General features: G+C 47.0%; 16 protein-coding genes. 6 read left to right on the forward strand and 10 right to left on the reverse strand.

Annotation, left to right across the window (positions count from 1 at the left end; genetic code table 11):
• The first annotated feature begins 2 nt into the window (after positions 1-2).
• A complete protein-coding gene (locus GC130_RS18575) occupies positions 3-881 on the forward strand; it encodes a dimethylarginine dimethylaminohydrolase family protein (RefSeq protein ID WP_151999849.1) in 879 nt (292 codons plus the stop codon).
• A gap of 21 nt (positions 882-902) precedes the next feature.
• On the opposite strand, the gene GC130_RS18580 is transcribed toward GC130_RS18575, so the two are convergent.
• Positions 903-1361, reverse strand: coding sequence for an RES family NAD+ phosphorylase (locus GC130_RS18580; RefSeq protein WP_151999850.1), 459 nt, complete (start codon positions 1359-1361; stop codon positions 903-905).
• Positions 1358-1846, reverse strand: a complete 489-nt coding sequence (locus tag GC130_RS18585) for an antitoxin Xre-like helix-turn-helix domain-containing protein (RefSeq protein WP_226940543.1) — start codon at positions 1844-1846, stop codon at positions 1358-1360. The genes GC130_RS18580 and GC130_RS18585 overlap by 4 nt, the downstream gene beginning before the upstream one ends.
• Before the next feature lie 216 nt (positions 1847-2062).
• Between GC130_RS18585 and GC130_RS18590 the strand changes: the two genes are divergently transcribed.
• The 4 genes from GC130_RS18590 (at position 2063) to msrA (ending at position 6637) form a co-directional block, all read left to right on the forward strand.
• Positions 2063-3541 (forward strand): Gfo/Idh/MocA family protein, encoded by a 1479-nt coding sequence (locus tag GC130_RS18590; protein ID WP_151999851.1) that lies wholly within the window; start codon positions 2063-2065, stop codon positions 3539-3541.
• A gap of 150 nt (positions 3542-3691) precedes the next feature.
• Complete coding sequence (locus tag GC130_RS18595) at positions 3692-4489, forward strand: RraA family protein (protein ID WP_151999852.1); 798 nt, start codon at positions 3692-3694, stop codon at positions 4487-4489.
• A 102-nt stretch (positions 4490-4591) separates the two neighbouring features.
• Positions 4592-5887 carry a M20/M25/M40 family metallo-hydrolase gene (locus tag GC130_RS18600; RefSeq protein ID WP_151999853.1) on the forward strand — a complete coding sequence of 432 codons (1296 nt, stop codon included), beginning with the start codon at positions 4592-4594 and terminating at the stop codon, positions 5885-5887.
• A 99-nt stretch (positions 5888-5986) separates the two neighbouring features.
• Positions 5987-6637, forward strand: coding sequence for a peptide-methionine (S)-S-oxide reductase MsrA (gene msrA / locus GC130_RS18605; protein WP_151999854.1), 651 nt, complete (start codon positions 5987-5989; stop codon positions 6635-6637).
• Between the two features lie 77 nt (positions 6638-6714).
• Here the strand turns inward: msrA and GC130_RS18610 are convergent, their stop codons facing one another.
• The 8 genes from GC130_RS18610 to GC130_RS18645 form a co-directional block, all read right to left on the reverse strand.
• Complete coding sequence (locus tag GC130_RS18610) at positions 6715-7227, reverse strand: DsrE/DsrF/DrsH-like family protein (protein WP_151999855.1); 513 nt, start codon at positions 7225-7227, stop codon at positions 6715-6717.
• Positions 7228-7246: 19 nt separating this feature from the next.
• Entirely contained in the window at positions 7247-7555 is a 309-nt protein-coding gene (locus GC130_RS18615) for a TusE/DsrC/DsvC family sulfur relay protein (RefSeq protein ID WP_151999856.1), read from the reverse strand.
• Between the two features lie 23 nt (positions 7556-7578).
• Positions 7579-8835, reverse strand: a complete 1257-nt coding sequence (locus GC130_RS18620) for an NAD(P)/FAD-dependent oxidoreductase (protein WP_151999857.1) — start codon at positions 8833-8835, stop codon at positions 7579-7581.
• A 270-nt stretch (positions 8836-9105) separates the two neighbouring features.
• Positions 9106-10284, reverse strand: a complete 1179-nt coding sequence (locus GC130_RS18625; RefSeq protein ID WP_151999858.1) for a caspase family protein — start codon at positions 10282-10284, stop codon at positions 9106-9108.
• Positions 10281-16580, reverse strand: coding sequence for a kelch repeat-containing protein (locus GC130_RS18630; protein WP_193217909.1), 6300 nt, complete (start codon positions 16578-16580; stop codon positions 10281-10283). The genes GC130_RS18625 and GC130_RS18630 overlap by 4 nt, the downstream gene beginning before the upstream one ends.
• A gap of 8 nt (positions 16581-16588) precedes the next feature.
• A complete protein-coding gene (locus GC130_RS18635; protein ID WP_151999860.1) occupies positions 16589-17404 on the reverse strand; it encodes a hypothetical protein in 816 nt (271 codons plus the stop codon).
• Positions 17405-17664: 260 nt separating this feature from the next.
• Positions 17665-18564 carry a LytTR family DNA-binding domain-containing protein gene (locus GC130_RS18640; RefSeq protein ID WP_151999861.1) on the reverse strand — a complete coding sequence of 300 codons (900 nt, stop codon included), beginning with the start codon at positions 18562-18564 and terminating at the stop codon, positions 17665-17667.
• Positions 18565-18832: 268 nt separating this feature from the next.
• Positions 18833-19516, reverse strand: a complete 684-nt coding sequence (locus GC130_RS18645; protein WP_151999862.1) for a hypothetical protein — start codon at positions 19514-19516, stop codon at positions 18833-18835.
• Between the two features lie 167 nt (positions 19517-19683).
• On the opposite strand from GC130_RS18645, the gene GC130_RS18650 reads away from it, so the two are divergent.
• On the forward strand, positions 19684-20751 hold the full coding sequence (locus tag GC130_RS18650; protein WP_151999863.1) for a DUF3500 domain-containing protein: 1068 nt from the start codon (positions 19684-19686) through the stop codon (positions 20749-20751).
• Positions 20752-20760 lie beyond the last annotated feature (9 nt).

Genomic DNA, 20760 nt, shown 5'->3' on the forward strand with positions numbered 1-20760 from the left:
ATATGAGCAAAAGTAGCCATTCAGAATTCGGAAGACTTACAAAGTTGGTTATCAAACCTACCGTGCATGCATTTGTCAGCGAGGAGAAAATGCACCAGGAATGGCAGGCATTAAACTATCTGCAAAAGCCGGACTTCGTTCTTGCAAACGAAGAATATGAGAAGTTTGAAAGAGTGCTGAAAGCCACCGGTACCGAACTCCTTCACCTGCCTATAGGCGAGGGGCTGTCTATCGATTCGCTTTACTGCCGGGATGCGTCTATAGCCACCGACTTTGGTATGATCATTTGCCGTATGGGCAAACAAGCCCGTGCCGGAGAGCCTGAAGCACAAAAGAAATTCTTTGCAGACAATGACATAACCATTCTAGGGGAAATTGAGGCTCCAGGCACACTAGAGGGCGGAGACGTGGCCTGGCTCGACAACAAAACCATGGCAGTTGGACACACCTATCGAACCAATCTGGAGGGCATTTCCCAGTTAAAAGCCATGCTTGAACCGAAAGGTGTTGAGGTGGTAGTAGCCGAATTACCACATTACAGGGGCCCATCCGACGTTTTTCACCTGATGTCGATATTGAGCCCGGTTGATAAGAACCTGGCGGTCGTGTATTCGCCATTGATGCCAATTGCCTTTCGAAATCTGCTTTTGGAAAGGGGCTTTCAGCTAGTGGAAGTGCCGGAAGAAGAGTTTGATTCCATGGGTTGCAATGTGCTGGCGCTGACTCCCCGTCAATGCCTGATGGTGGAGGGAAATCCAATAACAGAAAAAAGGCTCAGAGATGTTGACTGCGAAGTAATTACCTACAAAGGTCAGGAAATCAGCGTAAAGGGTGGTGGTGGACCCACTTGTTTGACAAGGCCTATTTCCAGAGGACTTTAGCAAGTGCATGCTATCCTGTCATTAGCCACGCACAATCCTTTGGTCAAGGCTTAGTGGAAGAATCCTTGTTTCAATCATGTCAAAGTCTCTTGACATTGGATTGATTATAAAGTTTAAAGAACTTTTGTCCACAACCGATGGCACGCCGAAACACAATAAACCACTAGCTAAAAGTTGGCTACCAAACTCCTCTGAAACATTCCCGTGAGGTATTGCATCCCATCCTTCGGGCAAATCGCCAGCTGAATACTTTTTAACCATCGCATCAGGGCAATCAAGCTCCATCACCGAGTATAAGACATAGCGTTCCGAGGAAAAGAGCTCAGTATCTACCGTGAGCCTTTCCAGCAAAGCAGATGAAACAGAGCTGCTACCATATAGCGCTGGAAAGCCCTGTCGATTCCACCGTCCACCGTAAATCTTGGCACCCTGCCCTGACAAATCACAAAATTCAGTCCTGGCAATTCTATAAATTGTCATATAGCAATGCCGTGCTGAACTCGCATTATCTCATTTTTGAGCAGATCAACTCCTTCTGATACATCTATGAGGTCAATAGGCTTTATATTTCCCAGGCTAAAAAGTGGCCTTTCCATCCATCGCCGGAAGCCCTCCTGGCCAAAATAAGAAATGCCACTGGCGTAAAGAGTAGCCAGTTCATACATTTTTTCAGATTGCACTATATCGAAAACATCCTTTCTTTGAAGTGTTTTTGAAGAGACCGACAAAGCCCTGGCCATATTTTCGTAATCGAGACCTGTCACTTGCTTCAGCCTGTCAAAAGAACCTTTGCTCAATCCCTTCCTGAAGGTAGCAACTCTCTGAAGTGGCTCCATAAGTTGATCATTAGCTAAGCCCAGAATAGCTCCGGGAGAAAATTTACCCGGCAGGGCATAGTATGCGATAGCAGCTTCACGCACTTCCATTGGCTTGTCATCTTTGAGCTCGTATCCTGGCTTTTTCATATTCGGGTAATTTGTCCACTAATATAACGTATTTTGTCCTAAAGTTGTTCATTTCTCTACCTTTAATTACAACAGCCTCTCAACCCAGCTTCAATAATCTCTTTAATGATCCCTTCATTATTTCATAATGCCCCGTTTGTAATAAAACCGTTATGAAGAAGCAATTTTGATTATATTAAGGACTGAATTAAATGTGATATCTCTAATTATACTCAAATGCCCCACAAAAAAATAACACCCCCAGCTTCAGGAAGCACTTCTAGAAGAACGTTTATGAAAAATGCGGCTATCGCAGGTGCTGCGTTCACCATAGTACCACGATACGTAATAGGCGGCAAAGGATACCTTGCCCCAAGTGACAAACTGCTCGTAGCAGGCATCGGTGCCGGCGGCAAAGGCACAAGCGACATCGCCAATTTTGCAAAAAGTGGCAAGGCCGAAATCGCCTTCCTTTGTGACGTAGATGACAGGAGAGCGGAGACTTCACGAAAGAACTTCCCCAAAGCAAAATACTATAAAGACTACAGAGAGATGCTCGACAAGGAAGGCAAGAACTTCGATGCAGTGTCGGTATCAACTCCTGACCACCAGCACGCAGTTCAGGCGCTTGCAGCCATGCAAATGGGCAAGCACGTGTACGTGCAAAAGCCATTGACCCATGATATTTATGAAGCCAGAATGCTTACCCAGGCGGCAGAAAAATACAAAGTGGTGACACAAATGGGAAACCAGGGCGCCTCTGGTGATGGCGTACGTCAAATGAGAGAATGGTATGATGCAGGCATTATTGGTGATGTAACTGAAGTATTTTGCTGGACAAACCGTCCGGTGTGGCCGCAAGGCATTCCATGGCCAACGCAAAGCGCTCCGATACCAAAAGAACTCGACTGGGAATTATGGCTCGGCACTGCACCGAAAAAAGATTACGTAGATAAACTGGTGCCCTTCAACTGGCGTGGCTGGTGGGACTACGGCACTGGTGCCCTTGGCGACATGGCTTGCCATATTATTGAACCTCCTTTCCGCACGCTTGGGCTTGGTTATCCAAGCTCTGTAGAGTGCAGTGTGGGTAGCGTATATGTAGACGAGTTTAAGAGAGGCTACTTCCCCGATAGCTGTCCTCCTTCCTCTCACGTCATCATGAATTTCCCCGGCCCAGGAGGAAAACCAGACGTTAAGTTCCATTGGATGGATGGCGGCATCCAGCCTGAAAGACCTGAAGAGCTTGGCCCTAATGAGATGATGGGGGATGGCGGCAACGGAGTCATCATGGTCGGCAGCAAAGGCAAAATGATGTGCAGCACCTATGGCAGAGACCCTAAGTTGCTTCCAACTTCAAGAACGAACGAGGTAAAAGTGCCGCAAACACTTGCCAGAGTCCCTGGTGGATCCGACACAGGCCACTACTTCCAGTGGGTGGAGGCTTGTATCGCAGGGTATGGCAAAATGGAAGTGAGCTCACCGTTTGATATTGCAGGCCCTATGACAGAGAGTATCCTGATGGGTAACCTGGCCATAAGAAGCTACGATATTCAGAAGAAGAGACCAGGTGGCAGAGACGACCAGTTCGATTACCCGGGCCGCTTCATCAAACTCATGTGGGATGGCCCTAACATGAAAATCACCAACTTCGATGATGCCAACCAGTTTGTTCGCAGAGACTACCGTGATGGCTGGAAAATGCAGGGATTGTAACCTACTCTAAATCATATATTGACGAAGTCACTGTCGCAAGGCAGTGACTTTTTTTAATCAACAATTCAGCTCATTTTTGAAGAAAAAAAGGCTACGAGAAAGCTCTGATTTGCTAAATTTGACAATCCCCTAATGAAAAATACGTTTGCTATGAAAAACCTTACACATTTAGTTATATGCGTCCTCCTTACTCCAGCAGGTATTTTCGCTCAAACTACCAGGGAGGTAACCGACAATCAGTTGATAAAACTTTACGCTGGCCTGCGGGTTGCCGACGTTTCCGATGGCATGGACATGTTGGGCATGCCAGATGTAGGACTGATGGACCCAAAAATAGCCCCTCTTTGGAAAGACATTGAAGGGTTCAAACACCAATTCGTTGGCATCGCCTTTACGGTAAGGTATGTTCCTACTACAAGACGTCCGCATCCTGGCAATGTGAGCCGTGACGACTATAAACATTGGAGAGATATGTGGTATACCAACGTGTCGGCAGAGCCATTTATAAAAGACATAAAAGAAGGCCATGTGATAGTGATAGATAATGCCAATGATGGTGATACCGGATCGACCGGATCGAACAACAGCATGATTTGGAAATCGAAAGGCGCAATCGGCATTGTTTCGGCAGGCGGTGTCAGAGATACGGACGAAGTGATAAAACAAGGCATCCCTGTTTACATGAACTACGAAAAGAGAGGACGAGGTATCCGCCCGGGACGGAATGAGCTTGACTCTTATAACGAGCCAGTCGTTGTTGGCGGTGTTTACATCAGGCCGGGTGATGTGATTGTAGCTGATGGAGATGGTGTAATAGTCGTTCCAAGGGATATCGCTATTGACGTAGCTGATGCGGCCAGAGAAGAATTGCTGATCGATAAAGAACAAAGGAGAAAACTCTACAAAGAACTTGGCATCCCTTACGATTTCACCGTGGAAAATAAATAGTAACAACATTTATTAACCCGTAGTGAGGAAGAGTTGTTCATTTGATAAGCCTTCGGCGATTGGGCAATATTCTGTAATATTATCCAATAATAGATTGTAGCTATGAAATCATTCTCGCCCATCGTGTTCCTCATGTTACTTTTTGTTGCTACCTCACTACAAGGCCAGGTTTCCAAAACAGAGACACGCCTTACAAAATACATCGACCAACACAACAACGAGGCCCTTCAGCTACTTGAGGAAATCATTAACATCAACAGCGGTACGATGAATTTCGATGGTGTGAAAGCCGTTGCCGACGTACTCATGCCCAAGTTCAAAGCCCTTGGCATGGAAGTAGAATGGAAAGACGGAAGTGCCTGGAACAGGGCAGGTCATCTGGTAGCCAAAACTACGGCAGGAAAAGGAAAGAAAATTCTACTCATCGGCCACCTCGATACAGTATTTGAGCTGGAAAGCCCATTTCAAAAATACAAAGTACTGAATGACACAACAGCCAGTGGGCCCGGCATTGCTGACATGAAGGGTGGCGACATTATCATTCTTCAGGCATTGTCAGCACTTAATAATGCAGGCCTGCTAAAAGACATGAGCATTACTGTGGTGATGACTGGCGACGAGGAACTGAGTGGTGACCCGCTTTCCCTTTCGAAACAGGAACTGGTAGAAGCAGCCAAATGGGCTGACATCGCTCTTGGTTTTGAAAATGGGGACGGCAATCCAGGCACAGCGAATGTTGCCCGCAGAAGCTCATCAGGTTGGACGCTAAAAGTAACAGGCAATGCCGCCCATTCTTCTCAGGTGTTCAAACCTGAGGTAGGTGCTGGTGCTATTTACGAAGCCGCCAGAATCCTGACAGAGTTTTACGCAGCGCTAAGCACAGAAGAGTACCTCACTTTCAATCCGGGAATGATTCTTGGCGGCACCAACGTCGCCTACGAGGAATCTATAGACGGAGGAAGAGCTACCGGCAAAAGCAACGTGGTAGCCAAGGATGCCGTGGTAACAGGTGATATTCGCACCATTTCACCTGAGCAACTTCAGCGCACTCAAAAAACCATGACAGAGGTTGTGGCGAAACACCTGCCCAAGACCAATGCTACCATCAGTTTTGATGAAGGCTACCCACCCTTTGCCCCTACCGAAGGCAACTATGAGTTATTGAAACAACTCAGCAAAGTAAGCACCGATCTGGGTTTTATGGCTGTAGAGCCCGTAAACCCAAGCAATGCTGGTGCGGCCGACATTTCATTTACCTCTGACTACATCGAAATGGGGTTAGATGGACTGGGAATGGGTGGTAAAAACGACCATACTGTGAATGAAACAGGGAATTTAAAGACATTGCCGATGCAGACGAAAAGAGCTGCGATCCTGCTCTACAGGTTAACCAGATAACCCGTTGATGATGGTTTAGCATCCATTCTGTCTTGGTCGGGACTTTTAATGAATAGTATTTTTTGAAACTTATCGGCCATTTACCAAGTTATCAACATCATGAGAAATACTCTTGCCAAATCATCACTACTTATAGCCGTATTAGGCTTCTATTCCTGCGATGCCCAAAAATCAAAAAATGACGGTGGCGTACGTCAGGTTGACCTTAAGGCTCCTGCCGGAAAAGCCATCGCTGCTTTTGCAGAAGGCTGCTTCTGGTGTTCAGAACATATCTTTGAGGCAGTAGTGGGTGTCGACTCGGCAGTGTCGGGCTACGCAGGTGGGCACACCAAAAACCCCACCTACGAACTTGTGAATACTGAAACGACGGGTCATGCTGAAACAGTGTTGGTCTACTACGACCCTTCCAGGATTAATTACGAAGAGCTGACCAAAGTATTCTTTACGTCGCAGGATCCAACTACCAAGGACCGTCAGGGACCGGACGTCGGCAATTCTTACCGCTCCATCTTGTTCTATATGACACCGGAGGAGAAAGCCATAGCAGAAAAATCGCTAAAGGCCTTCGATAGCTCAGGCATGTTCAGCAAGCCCATTGTGTCTGAAATAATGGAACTGAAAGCTTTCTACAGAGCAGAGGAATATCACCAGGATTATATCGAGCACAACCCGGGCAGTGGTTATGTGCGGGGAGTTTCCATTCCCAGGTACGAGAAGTTTAAACGCACTTATAAAGGGAAGTTAAAATAGCCCCTGGGCAGCCAAACACAAAACGAAAAAAGCCCGGGTTCGAATAACCCGGGCTCCTTTCAGACAACTTGGAACTGTTAAACGAAAATGATCTGCGTGCCCTCTTCGTCAGCCCGATTGTAAAAATCGCCGACAGTTAGCACCTCATCCAAATCATCCCAAAGGTCTTTTTTCTCCAGGTGGAACATTTCCATGGCCAATTTACAGGCAAAAACTTTGCCACCAGACGCCTTATAGATTTCGAGAAATTCGCTAACCGGAGGAATATCCAGCTTGTCCATTTCTTTACGCATCATTGTACTGGCCAGTGTCTCCATACCAGGCAGCCCACCTATCATGGTAGGTATGTGCAACCCGGGGTTGCCCACGGTGGCCACATGCAAATGATCCATCTTATCTTTTTGCAACATTTCCAGCCCAAAGAATGTGCAGAAAATCTCTGACTCGATACCTTCCATCCTTGCGCCGTTGGCCAGGATAAGGGCAGCATACACAGAGTCGATAGTTGCCTTAGAATTGATGATCATTATCTTCCTCAGCTTCTTTTCCTTTTTTGTCGGGGCTTTTGCGGGTGCTTCTACAGTTTCCATGGTTCAAATTTTTAAGTGACTAAATACAACTTGCTGGCTTGGGAATACCTGCTATGCGAGAGGCCTTCTTGAGTGGGCCTTCTGGAAACAGAGCATAGAACTCTTTGATATCTACCACTCCTGATTTACCGACCCTGCGGATAGACAACGCCGTGCCACTCTCTTGTTCCTTCCTCAAATAATTGAGTACTTCAAAATGACGGTCAGTCAGTTCAATGCCCTCTTCAAGAGCAATACCACGTGCTATTTCCTTGTCCCACTGGTTCATATCTAACAAGTAACCTTGTTCATTCACTTCTACGGGACGGTTTGCAATTACAGCTTCCATAGTCATTTTTGGTTTTATGATGATTATACAGTTTCTAATTTTTCTTCTTCCAGCTCTTTTCCTGCTTTTTGCATCTGAGCCGTAATGAAAGGGATACTATACCCTTTCATCAACATGTTCCAGTAAACCCAGCGGAATCCTAGTTTCCCCCAATGGTTGACCTTGTTTTCCTTGAGGAGCTTCATCGGGCCGACGCCAGCGAAAGGAAAATTTCCTGGAACTGGCTGAGTCGTATAGTTGAAGTCTATCAGCATGGCCTTGCCGTAGCCTGTTTCCACAAAGCAGTTAGCGTGGCCATCGAAGTCCTCTTTGAGTGGCTCGCCTTCTATATACCTCAGGATATTATCGGTGAGTACCTCAGCCTGGAAGTGGGCAACAGAGCCCGCTTTTGACGCCGGCACATTGGTTGCATCGCCAATTACAAACACATTCTCAAAATTGCTGGATTGTAGCGTGTGTTTATTTGTTGGTACAAAATTGAGGTCATCGCCCATGCCAGATTTGGCAATTACATCGTCACCCATATTGGTAGGAATTGTCACAAGCAGGTCAAATGCGACTTCTTTGTCATCCCAGGATACAATCTTTTTATTTTCGTTGTCTACCTTGGCTATGGCAAAGTCGGGCACGATGTTGATGCCTTTTTCTTCTAGTAAATGACCTAGTTTGGAAGACGCCACCGGCTTTGTGAAGGCACCGTCGAGCGGTGTCACATAGTAAATATTCACCTTGTCTCTGATACCCTTTTCGTGGAAATACCAATCGGCAAGAAAGGCAAACTCAAGGGGTGCCACCGGGCATTTAATGGGCATTTCTGTAATATGGATGACCATATCCCCACCCTTCCAGCCACGTAGTTTGTCACGTAGGTTGCGGGATCCTTCGAAGGTATAAAAGTCGAACACAGACTTATACCATTCGCTACCCTGCATCCCTTCTACTTCACCTGGAGCAATTTGTGACCCGGTTGCAATGATCAATAAGTCATATTTGAGGATAGTCCCGTCGGCCAATACAACCTGATTTATTTCGGGCTTAATGATATCTATAGCCTTTTGAACATAATTAACATTGTCTGGCAAATAGTCTGTTCTTTCTCTGTATACATCCTGTTCCTTGTAAACATCGAAAGGAAGAAACAAGAAACCAGGTTGGTAATAATGCTTATCGAACTGGTCCACAATCGTGATGTTCCAACTCTTTAATGACATTTTCTTTGAGAGGTGATTAGCCATCATTGTACCTGCGGACCCTGCGCCGAGTATGAGAAGATTTTTCATGACTTGCTCTTTTTTGGTGGTCAGTGATGCTAAGGTATTCCCCACAAATCCCTGATGTCCTGACCTTTGTCAGTCGGGAATATGACATTTGTGTGAGGCTGGCAAAGAGAGGTGGGGTGCTGGGAAAAAAGGTACCAAGGCAAAAAAAAAGCAATTGGTATTTGCCCAAAGCTGCCCCGCTTGTTTGCTGGACACCAAAAAAATAGTTCTGCTACATTAGCCGTTAAACAGCGTGCTGCTTATTATCAGCAACCATCATCAGCATGTTGTTCACCTGGCGATAAACATAAACTCGCTGCCCTGGTCGTCAGCACCAAAAGAACCAAACCTTGGTGTGGTTTGCAGTTTCTGCATGTACACATTTACTTCGGAAATGGTCAGCAACCTGTCTCCTCCGCCGCTGGTCTTCAGCGCCTCAAGCATCCTTACAGCAAAAGGTGAGTGACTGCCCGGTGTGCCGTCGGGCACATACTCCTTGCTCCCACTGGTCAGGTACTTCCTGGTTCGCAGCGATAGCTTCTTGACGATGAATTCGGAGTTGTCCATTTCCTCGTAAATACTTCTTGATGAGGCCAGCACCGGATCGAAAGTACCGCCAAAGCACACATCCATCACCAGCATAATGTGCTGACACTTCACATTGTCAATAATATTTCTGAGTCGGCTGTGGCTGATATAGCTATTCTTGCCTGGGTCGTTGGCTATAGAGTTGCGAGCTACCACAAATCCTTCACCGAAGGTTTCGTCGTACTGTCCGTGCCCTGCGAAAAACACGAAAAGCTGATCCTGCGGTTTGTAGCTCTTCTGGGCATATTCTCTCAACGTATTGAAAACCAGGTCCTGGCTCGCATTCTCAACAATCCTTACCTCAAAACCATACCGCTCTTCCAGCTCCTTGCCTATCGCTTTTGCATCATAAATTGGGTTGGTGAGGTCGCTCCAGTTGTCATACTTATCTGTAGCAAACAGCACGGCGTAGTCTTTTCTATCAATGGCAATGGCGTCTTTCAGGGCATCCATGCCGACAATAACCGACCGGTCGTCCGACACAATGCCTCCATCCACATTTTCCGCAGTGATCCTCACATAGTTCTGGCCATCGCTCAGGTACATATTCTTTTCAAATTCCGCTGAGGTCGGGCTAAGTAAGGGAATATCCATGGTAGCCATAGGTTCATCATCCAGCGAAGTAAGAACCGAAAGCGTCACCCTTTTCAAGGGCACTTTGCTGCTCACATTGGCTTTGATATCTACCTTGTTTTCCTCACTATTCGTATACTCCAGGCGTGGCAGCACCCAATTGACTTCCGGAAGTACCGTTGCCTTGATGGGCTTCGTAAAATCCAGCGATACTTTGTTGGTTCTGTCAACCACCACCTGGCCATTGACTTGCGCTACAGCAAAAAGAATGAATCCAACTACCGCCAAAATTTGCTTTATCTTCCTCATCGCAGAATTAGTTTTTTGTAAAGTGGTGCCCTGTTGTTGTCGTTAAAGTCCAGTCGATAAAAGAACATGCCACTAACAGACCTCTTTTGCTGGCTTCCTATGTCCCAAATAAACTCATACACTCCGGGCCGATATTTCCCATTGGCTAAAGTGGTGATCCGGTTCCCATTCATATCAAACACCGACAAATCGATGTCAACCAGCTCATTAGCGTCACCTGGCAGCAGTATGGGGATCATCGTCTGTGTGCTGGCGGGGTTAGGATACGCATCGCCCAGCAATAACTGGTGAGGGATGACCTGATCGCCGCCGGAAACGAAGTAGACCTCAAACTTAAAGTCGCCTTTGCTGAGGTCAACAGTATGGCTATCTGTGGTTTTCATGTCCACCAGCTTGCCACTTTGCTGGTCGAGCAGGTAGAGACCGGAGGCTTTGTTTTGCAAAGCCTCCATGTCCCAGGTCAGGTTGGTTGGTCCTACTACTTTGTTTGATGATAACGTAAAGCTCCAGGTGTGGCCGCCTTTGGTGGGCACGACATCAGTGGAGAAGTACGGGTAGAAATAAGCCTCGTGTGTGGTATACATCTCGCTGTAGTGGATAAAACGAGGGGGTACCATACCGTCGAATTCGTCTTTCAACTCCAGGGCATCTGGGTGCATGCCCACACCGCCGACGGCGGTAATGGTTTGTCCATCGCTCAGCTGTAGCGGGAACAGCCAGGCCAAATCATCAATATCGGTGCTTTCTATACTGCCCTCTCCAGCCAGCATTCTGCCATTAGGCTTGGAAGCGATGGGGTCGATGTCCACTGACGTGGCTTCTTCGGCGAAGACAAAGCCTCCAGAAAATGGCTGCACAACGTCCCCAATGACCAGGGCAGTGCCATTAAAAAGCCGGATGGGGTCAATGCCTGTTTTGTCTGGATTGTCAGCTAATACTTGATCCCAGGAGATTGGAATAGTATAAGGATTACCGATGAGATTCCAGCCTTTCAGGAGAGTCATTGGGAAGGGAATTGAGGCGGTGGTTTGGCCAGCCCCTACGTTGATGCTGACATTGGCTTTGGAATTAAACCAATAAGCCTCCCCTACTTTTACCTGACCAGTATTAAAATTGACATAGTCGTTGGTTGAGTTACGGTACCGCACAATTCTCCAGTCGAACTCATGCCTGTTTTGGTCAAGGTCAGCAAAGATGTTGCTCACCAGCTTATTGTCCAGCTCATAAGGAATGGTGAAAAGGTTCCAGGTCAGTGTGGTGCCTCCAAAGCGTTCGAAGGGGAGGGCCGGGCTGGCTGCCTCACCAAACGCCCGGGCAATACTCCCGTTTCTAAATTGTTTGTTCGATTTGCCATCGGTGGCTGTAATTTCAAACTGCACACCCATTTCATCGAGCATTTCAGGACTAACGGTGAAGGAGTAGTTGCCAGTTGTTATCTCCGTGAGCGTTGCAATAGTATATTCACTTTGAAGTAATCCCCGATGACTCGCTGTCACAACATAAGGCGCTGTACCTCCTGTGACAGAAATGTTCAAGGTCTGAGACGTGGTGTTGTCTTGTTTTGGCGAGAAGCTTAGTGCTGCCACTGCCAGCGGCAGGGACGTAGCATTGCTGATGGTTAACACCGACACGGCATTGGAGTTTCCGGAGATTCCGGCGCTGTTTCTCGCCCTCACCCTGAACTGATAAGACGTTTGAGGCAATAAACCGGAAACAATGACACTTGTTGTAGCAGATTCTACAATCAAAGGATTAAATCCTTCCACCAGCGTGGCGAAGTTGTCAAGAGAGAACTCCAATTCATAAGTGACCACCCCAGCGACGCCATTCCAGTTTGCTTTGACACTAGTAGCAGTAATGTCTTCTTCAGCCGTATCAAATGCCACAGGGTTGGCAGGAATGGTAATTTGAGAAATGGTATTAGAGGGTACTGATCGACCGCCAGCATTTTCTGAAATGATTCGATAGAAATAGGTTATTCCAGCCGTTAATCCTGTCACACTTACTGAAGACAAGTCCGGAGCAACCGCTACAGTACCATCGAAGCCTGCCACAGGAGACGAAAAGTCGGCATTTGGCGACATCTCGACGTAATAATTAACCACTCCCGTCACGGCCGACCAATTGGCAGTGACTCCTGACTGTGTCACATTTGTAGCAGCAGATGCAGCAGGACTTTCTGTTTTGGTGGTTTGACTACCGGGGGCAGAGTAGTTTGTGCTACCAGTGGCATTGACGGCCTGTACCCTGTATTTGTAGGCGGTAGCTGGTAGCAGGCCACTGACCATCAGGCTTTCCCCAGTCAATACTGTACTCCCATCGACTCCGCCAATGAAGGAAGTAAAATCATCAGTGGATAACTGAACGTGGTAGCCTGTAGCACTTGCCACTGCCGACCAGGTGATAGTAAAGGCATCTTTTGTGACCGTTGTAGTTGCACCTACAACCGGATCGGCCGGCAAGGTCAATTGTGAGATGATATTCGACGGAGCAGAGGTGCCAGCCGCATTTCCGGCTTTTACCCGATAGTAATAGGTAACACCAGATGACAAGCCGGTCAGCGCTTCACTGGTGTTGGAAGAGGCAATCGCCACAGTGCCGTCGTAACCGGCCAAAGGCGACGAAAGATCTTCATTAGCGGACAACTCAAGGTAATAATTGGATGCGCCTGTGACTGCCTCCCAGTTGGCAGAAAAAGATGTTTGAGTAGTACCCGTCGCAGTTGTTGCCACTGGATTAGCGGGAATGGTAATTTGAGAAATAATATTGGAGGCAGCAGAGGCCCCTGTTGAGTTTTTTGCAGTCACTCTGTAGAAATAAGTCGTGCCGGATGCCAGGTCGGGCAATGCCTTGCTTGTAGCCGGAAAAGCAATGGCGGTGGTGCCATCGTAACCAGCTATCGGCGACGACATATCGCTATTGGTTGAAACTTCCAAAAAGTAATTGGCTGCTCCGATCACACTCTCCCAGTTCGCTGTAAAGCCAGTCTGGCCGACATTCGTGGCAGCGGCGGCTACCGCATCGGCTGGCAAAGTCAATTGTGATACAGTATTCGACGCAGCCGAAGTACCTGCTGCATTCCCTGCTTTCACCCGATAATAATAAGTCGTTCCGGATAACAAGCCGCTCAGCTCTTCGCTGGTGTTGGAAGAGGCAATGGCCACTGCACCGTCGTATCCGGTCAAAGGAGACGAAAGATTTTCGTTAGTAGACACCTCCAGGTAATAGTTGGATGCCCCTGTTACTGCTTCCCAATTGCCTGAAAAAGATGTTTGAGTGGCGCCCGTTGCTGCCGTGGCCACCGGATTGGCAGGAATCAGGAGCTGCGACCCAACACTGGAATTTTTAGACACACCTACAGCATTGCTAGCACGCACTCTAACAAAATATGTTACCCCTGAGGAAAGGTTACTCAAATCGATGCTGGTATTTGTAGTAGAAAGGGACTCATACTCAGGTACGATTTCGGTGAACCCAACATCTGCCGCTAGATCAATCTGATAATCATTTGCCGGATAAAGGCCATCAACACCTGCCCAGGAAAGAGTAAATGATGATTGCGTGACATTGCTAATACCAGTTATCTCTGTAGGCAAAGGCGAAAATGCGATCTTCCACAAATCGCCTTTATGTTCACCCCAGTTGCTTAAGGTAGCTCCATAATTTCGTCGACCACCAAAAAGCCAAAGGTTGTTGTTCTCATCAGTAACAGCTGTGGATCCTGTTCTGGCGTCTGGAATATTGTCGACCGTCGGAGCCCCAAGACTTCCATAATTTGGTTCCTCGTTTCGGGCATTACTACCCGCCATCCAAATCCAGACATTTTCAACAATATCAAACTTCCAAAAATCATTCAAATACCCGTCAGAAGCAGTATTTGTATCATTACCTCTGCCTCCAAATAACCATAAGTTATTGGCGACGTCTGTCCAACTAACAGCATTGTACCTGGAACCAGGTGTGTTGGCTAAAGTTCCAATTTCCAACTCACCGTAAACTCCCGGCTGATTGATTATATCGCTTCCAGCCACCCAGGTCCATTTACCGCTTCCGATTTCATACTTCCAAAGGTCATTCAAATCAGAAATAGCTCCATTTTTATCATAGCCATATCCGCCAAACAACCACAGATTACCATTCTGGTTATTCCATCCCGTGGAATGCCAATGTCCCCCGGGAAAGTTGTTAACAGACCCAGTTCCCTTTGTTCCGTAAACTCCCGACTGATTGACAATATCGTTTCCACTCATCCATGCCCACTGCCCAGTCGATATTTCGTACTTCCAGAGGTCATTTAGCATACTTGAAGTACCATTTTTATCAAAGCCACGCCCTCCAAAAAGCCACAAGTCGCCATTTTCAAACCACGTTATAGCAAACTCCCTGGCTCCCGGAACATTGGACTCGGCTGCCACGCCTTTGGTGCCGTAAATCCCAGGCTGATTCTTAGTGTTGCTTCCGTTGACCCACATCCACTCACCTGTGGCTATCTCGTATTTCCAAAGGTCATTAAAATAACCCTGAAACCCTTCCTTTTCCACCCCCCCAAATAGCCATAAATTGCCATCTCCGTCGTTCCAGGTATGCCCTCCCGCTCTTGATCCCGGACTATTATTTACCGATCCAACACCCTTTGTACCGTACACACCAGCCTGATTGATGATAACTTCCCCGGTCATTATCGACCATTTCTTGGTGGCAATATCATATCTCCACAAATCATTCAAAGTTCCCCTATTTGTCACCTCGTCACGCTGGTCGCAAACTCCGCCAAAGACCCACAGATTGCCAGCGCCGTCAGCCCATGAACTGGCGTTCTCTCTGCCACCTGGCTCATTTGTGTCCAATTCAATTTCATAAAAACTATATACACCCGATTGGTCCAACAAGTCAGTGCCACTTATCCAGATCCATTGGTCGGAGGAAATATCGTATTTCCAGAGATCATTCAATGAACCGAACTCAAATCCAACGGTATATCCTATCCCTCCAAATAACCACAGTTGATCACTCTCATCAACCCAGGAAGCAGACCATTGCCTGGGGCCTGGTGTTGTGGTGGTTGTTCCTTCACCTTTTGTTCCGTAAGATGCTTCTAAACTACCCAGCGGGTTGCCCCTTACCCATACCCATAGCCCGGTCCCCACTTCGTATTTCCACAAATCATTAAGGAAAGCCCTCGCTCCATTTTCTTTATTACCAAGGCCCCCAAATAACCAAAGATCTCCTGCACTATCGATCCACGAATTACCACTTGACCTGGCACCAGGCAAATTACTCTCGTTACCAACGCCTTTCGTATCATAAACACCTGCCCCATTCCCAATATCTGCACCAGACACCCAAGTCCACTTATTCGACGAGACTTCATACATCCATAAGTCTTGAAGGTCGTCGTCGGTACTCAGCTTGTCAAAACCTTGGCCTCCGAACAACCAGAAATTGCCGCTGGCGTCAGTCCAAAAAAATGGCTGTTGTCTGGCTCCGGGGATGTTGGTCGTACTACCAGTTCCTTTCGTTCCATAGTTTCCTGGTTGTTCGACTATATCGCTGCCACCCATCCATGTCCATTGCCCCGAAGTCAAATCAAATTTCCATAGGTCATTCAATTTCCCAAAGGATCCCGTCTTGTCAATGCCCGTGCCGCCGAACATCCATAAATCAGATGTTCCTTCCCAAAATGCAGCACCAAACCTGGCACCAGGCTCGTTAGTGTCATCACTTACTTGCAGCGTACCGTAAATGCCCGCTTGACCAGGCTGCCCAGCATAGTCCCGCCCACTAACCCACGTCCACTCGCCAGTTGTGGGATCGAATTTCCAAAGGTCATTCAATTGAGCTGATATACCTGTTTGACTTGTGACACCCCTTCCCCCAAATAGCCAAAAATTTCCATCTGTGTCTTTCCAGGTTAAAGCATCTTGTCGTGCACCTGGAAAGTTTGAAGAAGCGGCCACTCCCTTCGCTCCATATATGCCAGCAGCATAGTTGATCTCGCTACCTCCTATAAAAGACCATTTGTCATTTGCGAATTCGTATTTCCAGAAATCATTCAGCCAAAGATTTACACCATTTTTATCGAAACCCCATCCACCAAACAACCATAAATTACCATCGTCGTCAGACCAGGAAACGGGTGAATACCTACTTCCAGGCGGCGGATAGAACACGGTTGGTTGTTGATTTCCTGTCTGAGATCCACTTTCCCAAGAAAAGTAAGTGGTTTGAGCGAAAAGGTTTTGTGCAAGGCCGTCCAAAAAAAGCACAGCAATAAAAAAGACTTTCACTTTATTCATTCCTTTCTTCATTTACTTGGTGGAGATATCGGATCTCCAATTTTTTCCTCTGGTGCCTCAGTCCCACCCAGCGAAACGATATATCCCACGCCACCAAGCAGTGCCAAACCTAAACCAGCCTTGACTACCATTGGGACTTTGGCTTTTACCCTAAAGTCTTTAGTGAATACCACCTCATCCCTGTTCCTGCTATCACTGATTTTGAAGCGGTAGCTACCACTTTTCACATCCTTGGGAATGATAATGGTAGTATTCCCCACATTCGGGCGCTCTTCGAATACTTTGATCTTGTTATCCTCTTCGTAGAGTTCGAACAGCAGCACATTGTCGCCACGCCCGCCTGTCCAGGTGACTTCGTAGGGCTTGCCCCGCTTCAGCACTTTGTAATCGTCGAAGTTGTCGAGAGCAATGAAAGGCACATAGATATTGCCCTTTAGCTCCAGGCTTACATCCCCTGCAAAGGTGTCTCCCAGCTCTTCCTTGGCATTCCAGGTAATGGTTTTGTTGCCGCCTACGGCAATGTCTACGCCTATATCGCCACTCACGTGCGCCAGTGGCTGTATGTAGTTATCGGAAGAAGCGTACAGGTAAAGGGAATACTTCCTATCCAGCCGGTCGTCGTTCAGGTTGTACCTGAGCACCACTTTGCCATCGGGCTCCAGGGCCATTTGAGTGATGACAACGTCCTGAGCGTATGAAGTAAAAACAGTGAATAAGTTACCCAACAAGAAACTGACCACCCGCTTTGCGGATGAACCAGTCATCATGCCAGACATATGAGGCGGTTGACAACGCTTGAATGACTTTGGAAGTTGTTGGATCATAGCTATTGAAGGTGATAATTCAAAACTAGTCCCATAGCTGTTGTCAGAAATCGAACGCCTGTTACTAGTGACATCCGTCAGACATCCAAAAGTGCTCAATACTAGCTACTTCTACTGTCGATTTTGCGTCATCTTCTGTCGATATTCAGTCAAGACCAGGTTATTGCGGCGAAAAAAGAGAAAGGCAGGGGGTGGGTTTGCGGAGACAGGCTAGCCTGGCTGGTAAAAGTGAAACCGGTAAATGAAGTCTCTTATGGTGGTTACGACAGGCTCAAATGCTTCTTGATCTGTCCTACCCTCGAAACAGCCACCGGCAGTTTCATCCCACCAGTGAGCACCACTTCGGGTGTATCAGAGAAAAGAAATTCGTCCACGTCATTGAGATTCACGATGCACTTCCTGTGGATACGGATAAACTTCTTTCCAGGCAAGGCCTGCTCCATCGCTTTCATGGAACCTCTAAGCACGTACGATTCCTGGGTTCTCGTGTGGAGCCTCACGCAGTAGTCGTCGGCCTCTACCCAGCGAATATCGTCGAGCGCCACTACCCTGCTGCGGTTGCCAGTTTTGACAATAATGAACTGAGTAGCATCGTCGTACTGTTGGGCTTTCAGCTCCTCATACAACGACTGATTGCTAACCTTCATGGAGCTTAGCTCTTTCACCGTTAGCTCCAGCGTCAGTATGTTCACAAAAAAATGAAGCGTTATAATCAGGGAGGTGTAAGCCAAAAGAAAAATGGGGCCTTTTTGGAAAGTGTAGAACGTAAGCCCGCCAATAAATCGCTCGATTGTGGCGGCTCCACCTTGAAAAAACACCTCCTCCATAGCGATGAAGGCAATGCAGAGCAAAAGAACACCAAACACCCATCCAAGATAAATAAGTGCCTGACTTTTGTAGTCACCCTCCTTGTCAAATGGGTGCCGCAGGGCGAATACAATCAACGGAATTCCTACCAGCATCCAGATCAGCCAACTTTTAAGGTGGCCAATGGTCAAATCAAGAAGCGTAATATTAGCGTTAGGGAAAAGGTTATACCTCTGAAGGTAATAATATTGCTGCGCACCCTCGAAAACGATAAGCGCAGCTATAATTCCAGCGATTATCAATACCGGCTTTATCCAGTTACTTCCTGAAATGGCATTATCATATGACACCATATCTTCTTTTGAGACTTGTCAGGTTCGGTTTCAATGATCTTCTAAACTAGTCAATTGGATTTAAAAAAAATTGCGAAGCCTGACATTACGACCCCACGCCGAAAGTCACAAACCGCATTTTCTGTTTATTTTTGAGTATGGAGCAAATTTGCCTGGCACCTCTGCCGATAACAGTATCATTGCTTGTGTTAGCTATTTGGTTGATAGCTCAATTTCCAAAAAGCTTAACGCTTCAAAAATGGTCTAATAAGCCTCCTTCATTTATCGATCACAGCCTTATCGCCACGCCAAAAGTAGGATAAGCCCTCTTTTCTGATGGCGAATAGTTTATCGTGACATTGTAAAACACAGACCTATCTTTGTCCAAATTTTTTCGAATCACCCCAAACCCCAAATGTACAAGGTGTGCATCAAATCGGTCGTCATATACTGTGTCGCCTGAAATTTTCACTTTGTAAAAATCGTGGCTGTACAACGGCTGGATCACAAGTGTATTTGTTTCAGTAACATCAAAACTAAAGGGAATACCGCCGACCAGTTGGGCAAATGTGGCTGTGCCATTTTCTACTTTGTCGGTGGAGGCGGCAAAGCCCGCACCACCATAAAGTGACAGATGAAAAACACCTTCATTAGGTAAAAGCGCATACTTGGCGAAACCGCTGAGTCCGGCACTAAAAAGGCCCAGGCCAAAAGAACCACCCACATCCAGCCGCTCTGCCAGGCCATACTGTGCCTGAATATTGATCCACGGCGCAGGCACTTTGAAGGGATTTAGCTTAACTGTTTGTGAGGCTGAGTCGGTGGTGTAAGAGGGAACCACATTGTAGGAAATGCCAATGGCACCATCGAATTCTTTCTTCCCAGCCGTTTTTCCATCCTGAAAGAGCACACCTGTACTCACACATCCGGTGCATAGCGCAGCAAGTAGCAGCATTAAAAAAATAGTTTTCATAAGTCAAAAAAGTAAAGGTAAATAAAGTCATTTATACATTATTCATGCCAGATTGCTTGGGCCAGGCAGTAGCGTTTGTTGCTGAATACCCTGCCGTATTCCTGATTGCAATCAAACATTATTGACTTATATTGAGCTGGCCTTCGGCAACTACTTAAACAACTCCAATGAAATACCTACTAACCTTCATCACCTTTCTCACATTGACATCCAGCACGCTGCTCAGCCAAAGTGCCCAGGAAATTGTAGACGTTACCAAAGTGTTCCTGAAGACCCTGAGTGCAGAAGAGCTTCAGCAAATCAGTTTATCGTTTGACGACCCGGCTCGGGAAAAATGGACGAACCTGCCTGTTGGCATGGTGCCCAGGCCAGGCAAGAGATATGGCGACCTCTCAGAGGCAAGTATGCTTCAGTTTCACCGGGTGCTTACCACGCTGTTTAGCTCGCAGGGCTACCTGAAGGTGACCAGCATCATGCAGCTGGACGACATTTTGAATGTTGTGTACGACTCCACCTTTAGAAGAGGAAACATTTCCAAAGAAGGGCTGGCTCAAATCAAGAAACTCGATTGGGAATACGGCAATTACTATATTTCTCTATGGGGCACACCCGACGTGAAAGAACCCTGGGGGCTTAATTTGGGTGGTCATCACATCGCCATCAGCCTGTCGATGGCCGATGGTAGATATTCACTTACCCCCCTCTTTATCGGCACCGATCCTGCTGAGGTGCGCATTACAAAATTTGCCGGACTCAGGGTACTGAGCAAAGAAGAGGACTATGGCTTTCTGCTGATCAACGCTTTGACTGAACAGCAAAAGAAAGTGGCTACATTAAGCCAAAAGGTACCCGGCGACATTATCACCAACCCCAGCGGGCCGAAAAGAATTGACGACTACTACGGTATAAAAGCCTCCGACATGAACAAGGAACAAAAAGGGCTACTTGAATGGCTTATCAAAGAATATGTCGATAACCTGGAGCATGACGGTGCAAAGAGGGCTTATGACAAGCTGCTTAAGACTGGGATCGATAATATCTACTTCGCCTGGATAGGAAGCTATGAGGCGAGAAGCCCGCATTACTATATCATCAATGGCCCTGACTTCATGATCGAGTACGACAACGTGGGTTTTGACAACGACGGCAATCATATTCATGCCATCTGGAGGGAAAAAGGAGCCGATTTTGGGGAGGACATTCTCAAGGCGCACTATTTGGGCCACAAGCATTAGTCAATAGAC

Source organism: Imperialibacter sp. EC-SDR9 (assembly GCF_902498805.1).
GTDB lineage: Bacteria > Bacteroidota > Bacteroidia > Cytophagales > Cyclobacteriaceae > Imperialibacter.

Coding starts and splice junctions, on each gene's coding strand:
- GC130_RS18575 (WP_151999849.1), top strand. CDS start 3: ATGAGCAAAAGTAGCCATTCAGAATTCGGAAGACTTACAAAGTTGGTT.
- GC130_RS18580 (WP_151999850.1), bottom strand. CDS start 1,361: ATGACAATTTATAGAATTGCCAGGACTGAATTTTGTGATTTGTCAGGG.
- GC130_RS18585 (WP_226940543.1), bottom strand. CDS start 1,846: ATGAAAAAGCCAGGATACGAGCTCAAAGATGACAAGCCAATGGAAGTG.
- GC130_RS18590 (WP_151999851.1), top strand. CDS start 2,063: ATGCCCCACAAAAAAATAACACCCCCAGCTTCAGGAAGCACTTCTAGA.
- GC130_RS18595 (WP_151999852.1), top strand. CDS start 3,692: ATGAAAAACCTTACACATTTAGTTATATGCGTCCTCCTTACTCCAGCA.
- GC130_RS18600 (WP_151999853.1), top strand. CDS start 4,592: ATGAAATCATTCTCGCCCATCGTGTTCCTCATGTTACTTTTTGTTGCT.
- msrA (WP_151999854.1), top strand. CDS start 5,987: ATGAGAAATACTCTTGCCAAATCATCACTACTTATAGCCGTATTAGGC.
- GC130_RS18610 (WP_151999855.1), bottom strand. CDS start 7,227: ATGGAAACTGTAGAAGCACCCGCAAAAGCCCCGACAAAAAAGGAAAAG.
- GC130_RS18615 (WP_151999856.1), bottom strand. CDS start 7,555: ATGGAAGCTGTAATTGCAAACCGTCCCGTAGAAGTGAATGAACAAGGT.
- GC130_RS18620 (WP_151999857.1), bottom strand. CDS start 8,835: ATGAAAAATCTTCTCATACTCGGCGCAGGGTCCGCAGGTACAATGATG.
- GC130_RS18625 (WP_151999858.1), bottom strand. CDS start 10,284: ATGAGGAAGATAAAGCAAATTTTGGCGGTAGTTGGATTCATTCTTTTT.
- GC130_RS18630 (WP_193217909.1), bottom strand. CDS start 16,580: ATGAATAAAGTGAAAGTCTTTTTTATTGCTGTGCTTTTTTTGGACGGC.
- GC130_RS18635 (WP_151999860.1), bottom strand. CDS start 17,404: ATGATCCAACAACTTCCAAAGTCATTCAAGCGTTGTCAACCGCCTCAT.
- GC130_RS18640 (WP_151999861.1), bottom strand. CDS start 18,564: ATGGTGTCATATGATAATGCCATTTCAGGAAGTAACTGGATAAAGCCG.
- GC130_RS18645 (WP_151999862.1), bottom strand. CDS start 19,516: ATGAAAACTATTTTTTTAATGCTGCTACTTGCTGCGCTATGCACCGGA.
- GC130_RS18650 (WP_151999863.1), top strand. CDS start 19,684: ATGAAATACCTACTAACCTTCATCACCTTTCTCACATTGACATCCAGC.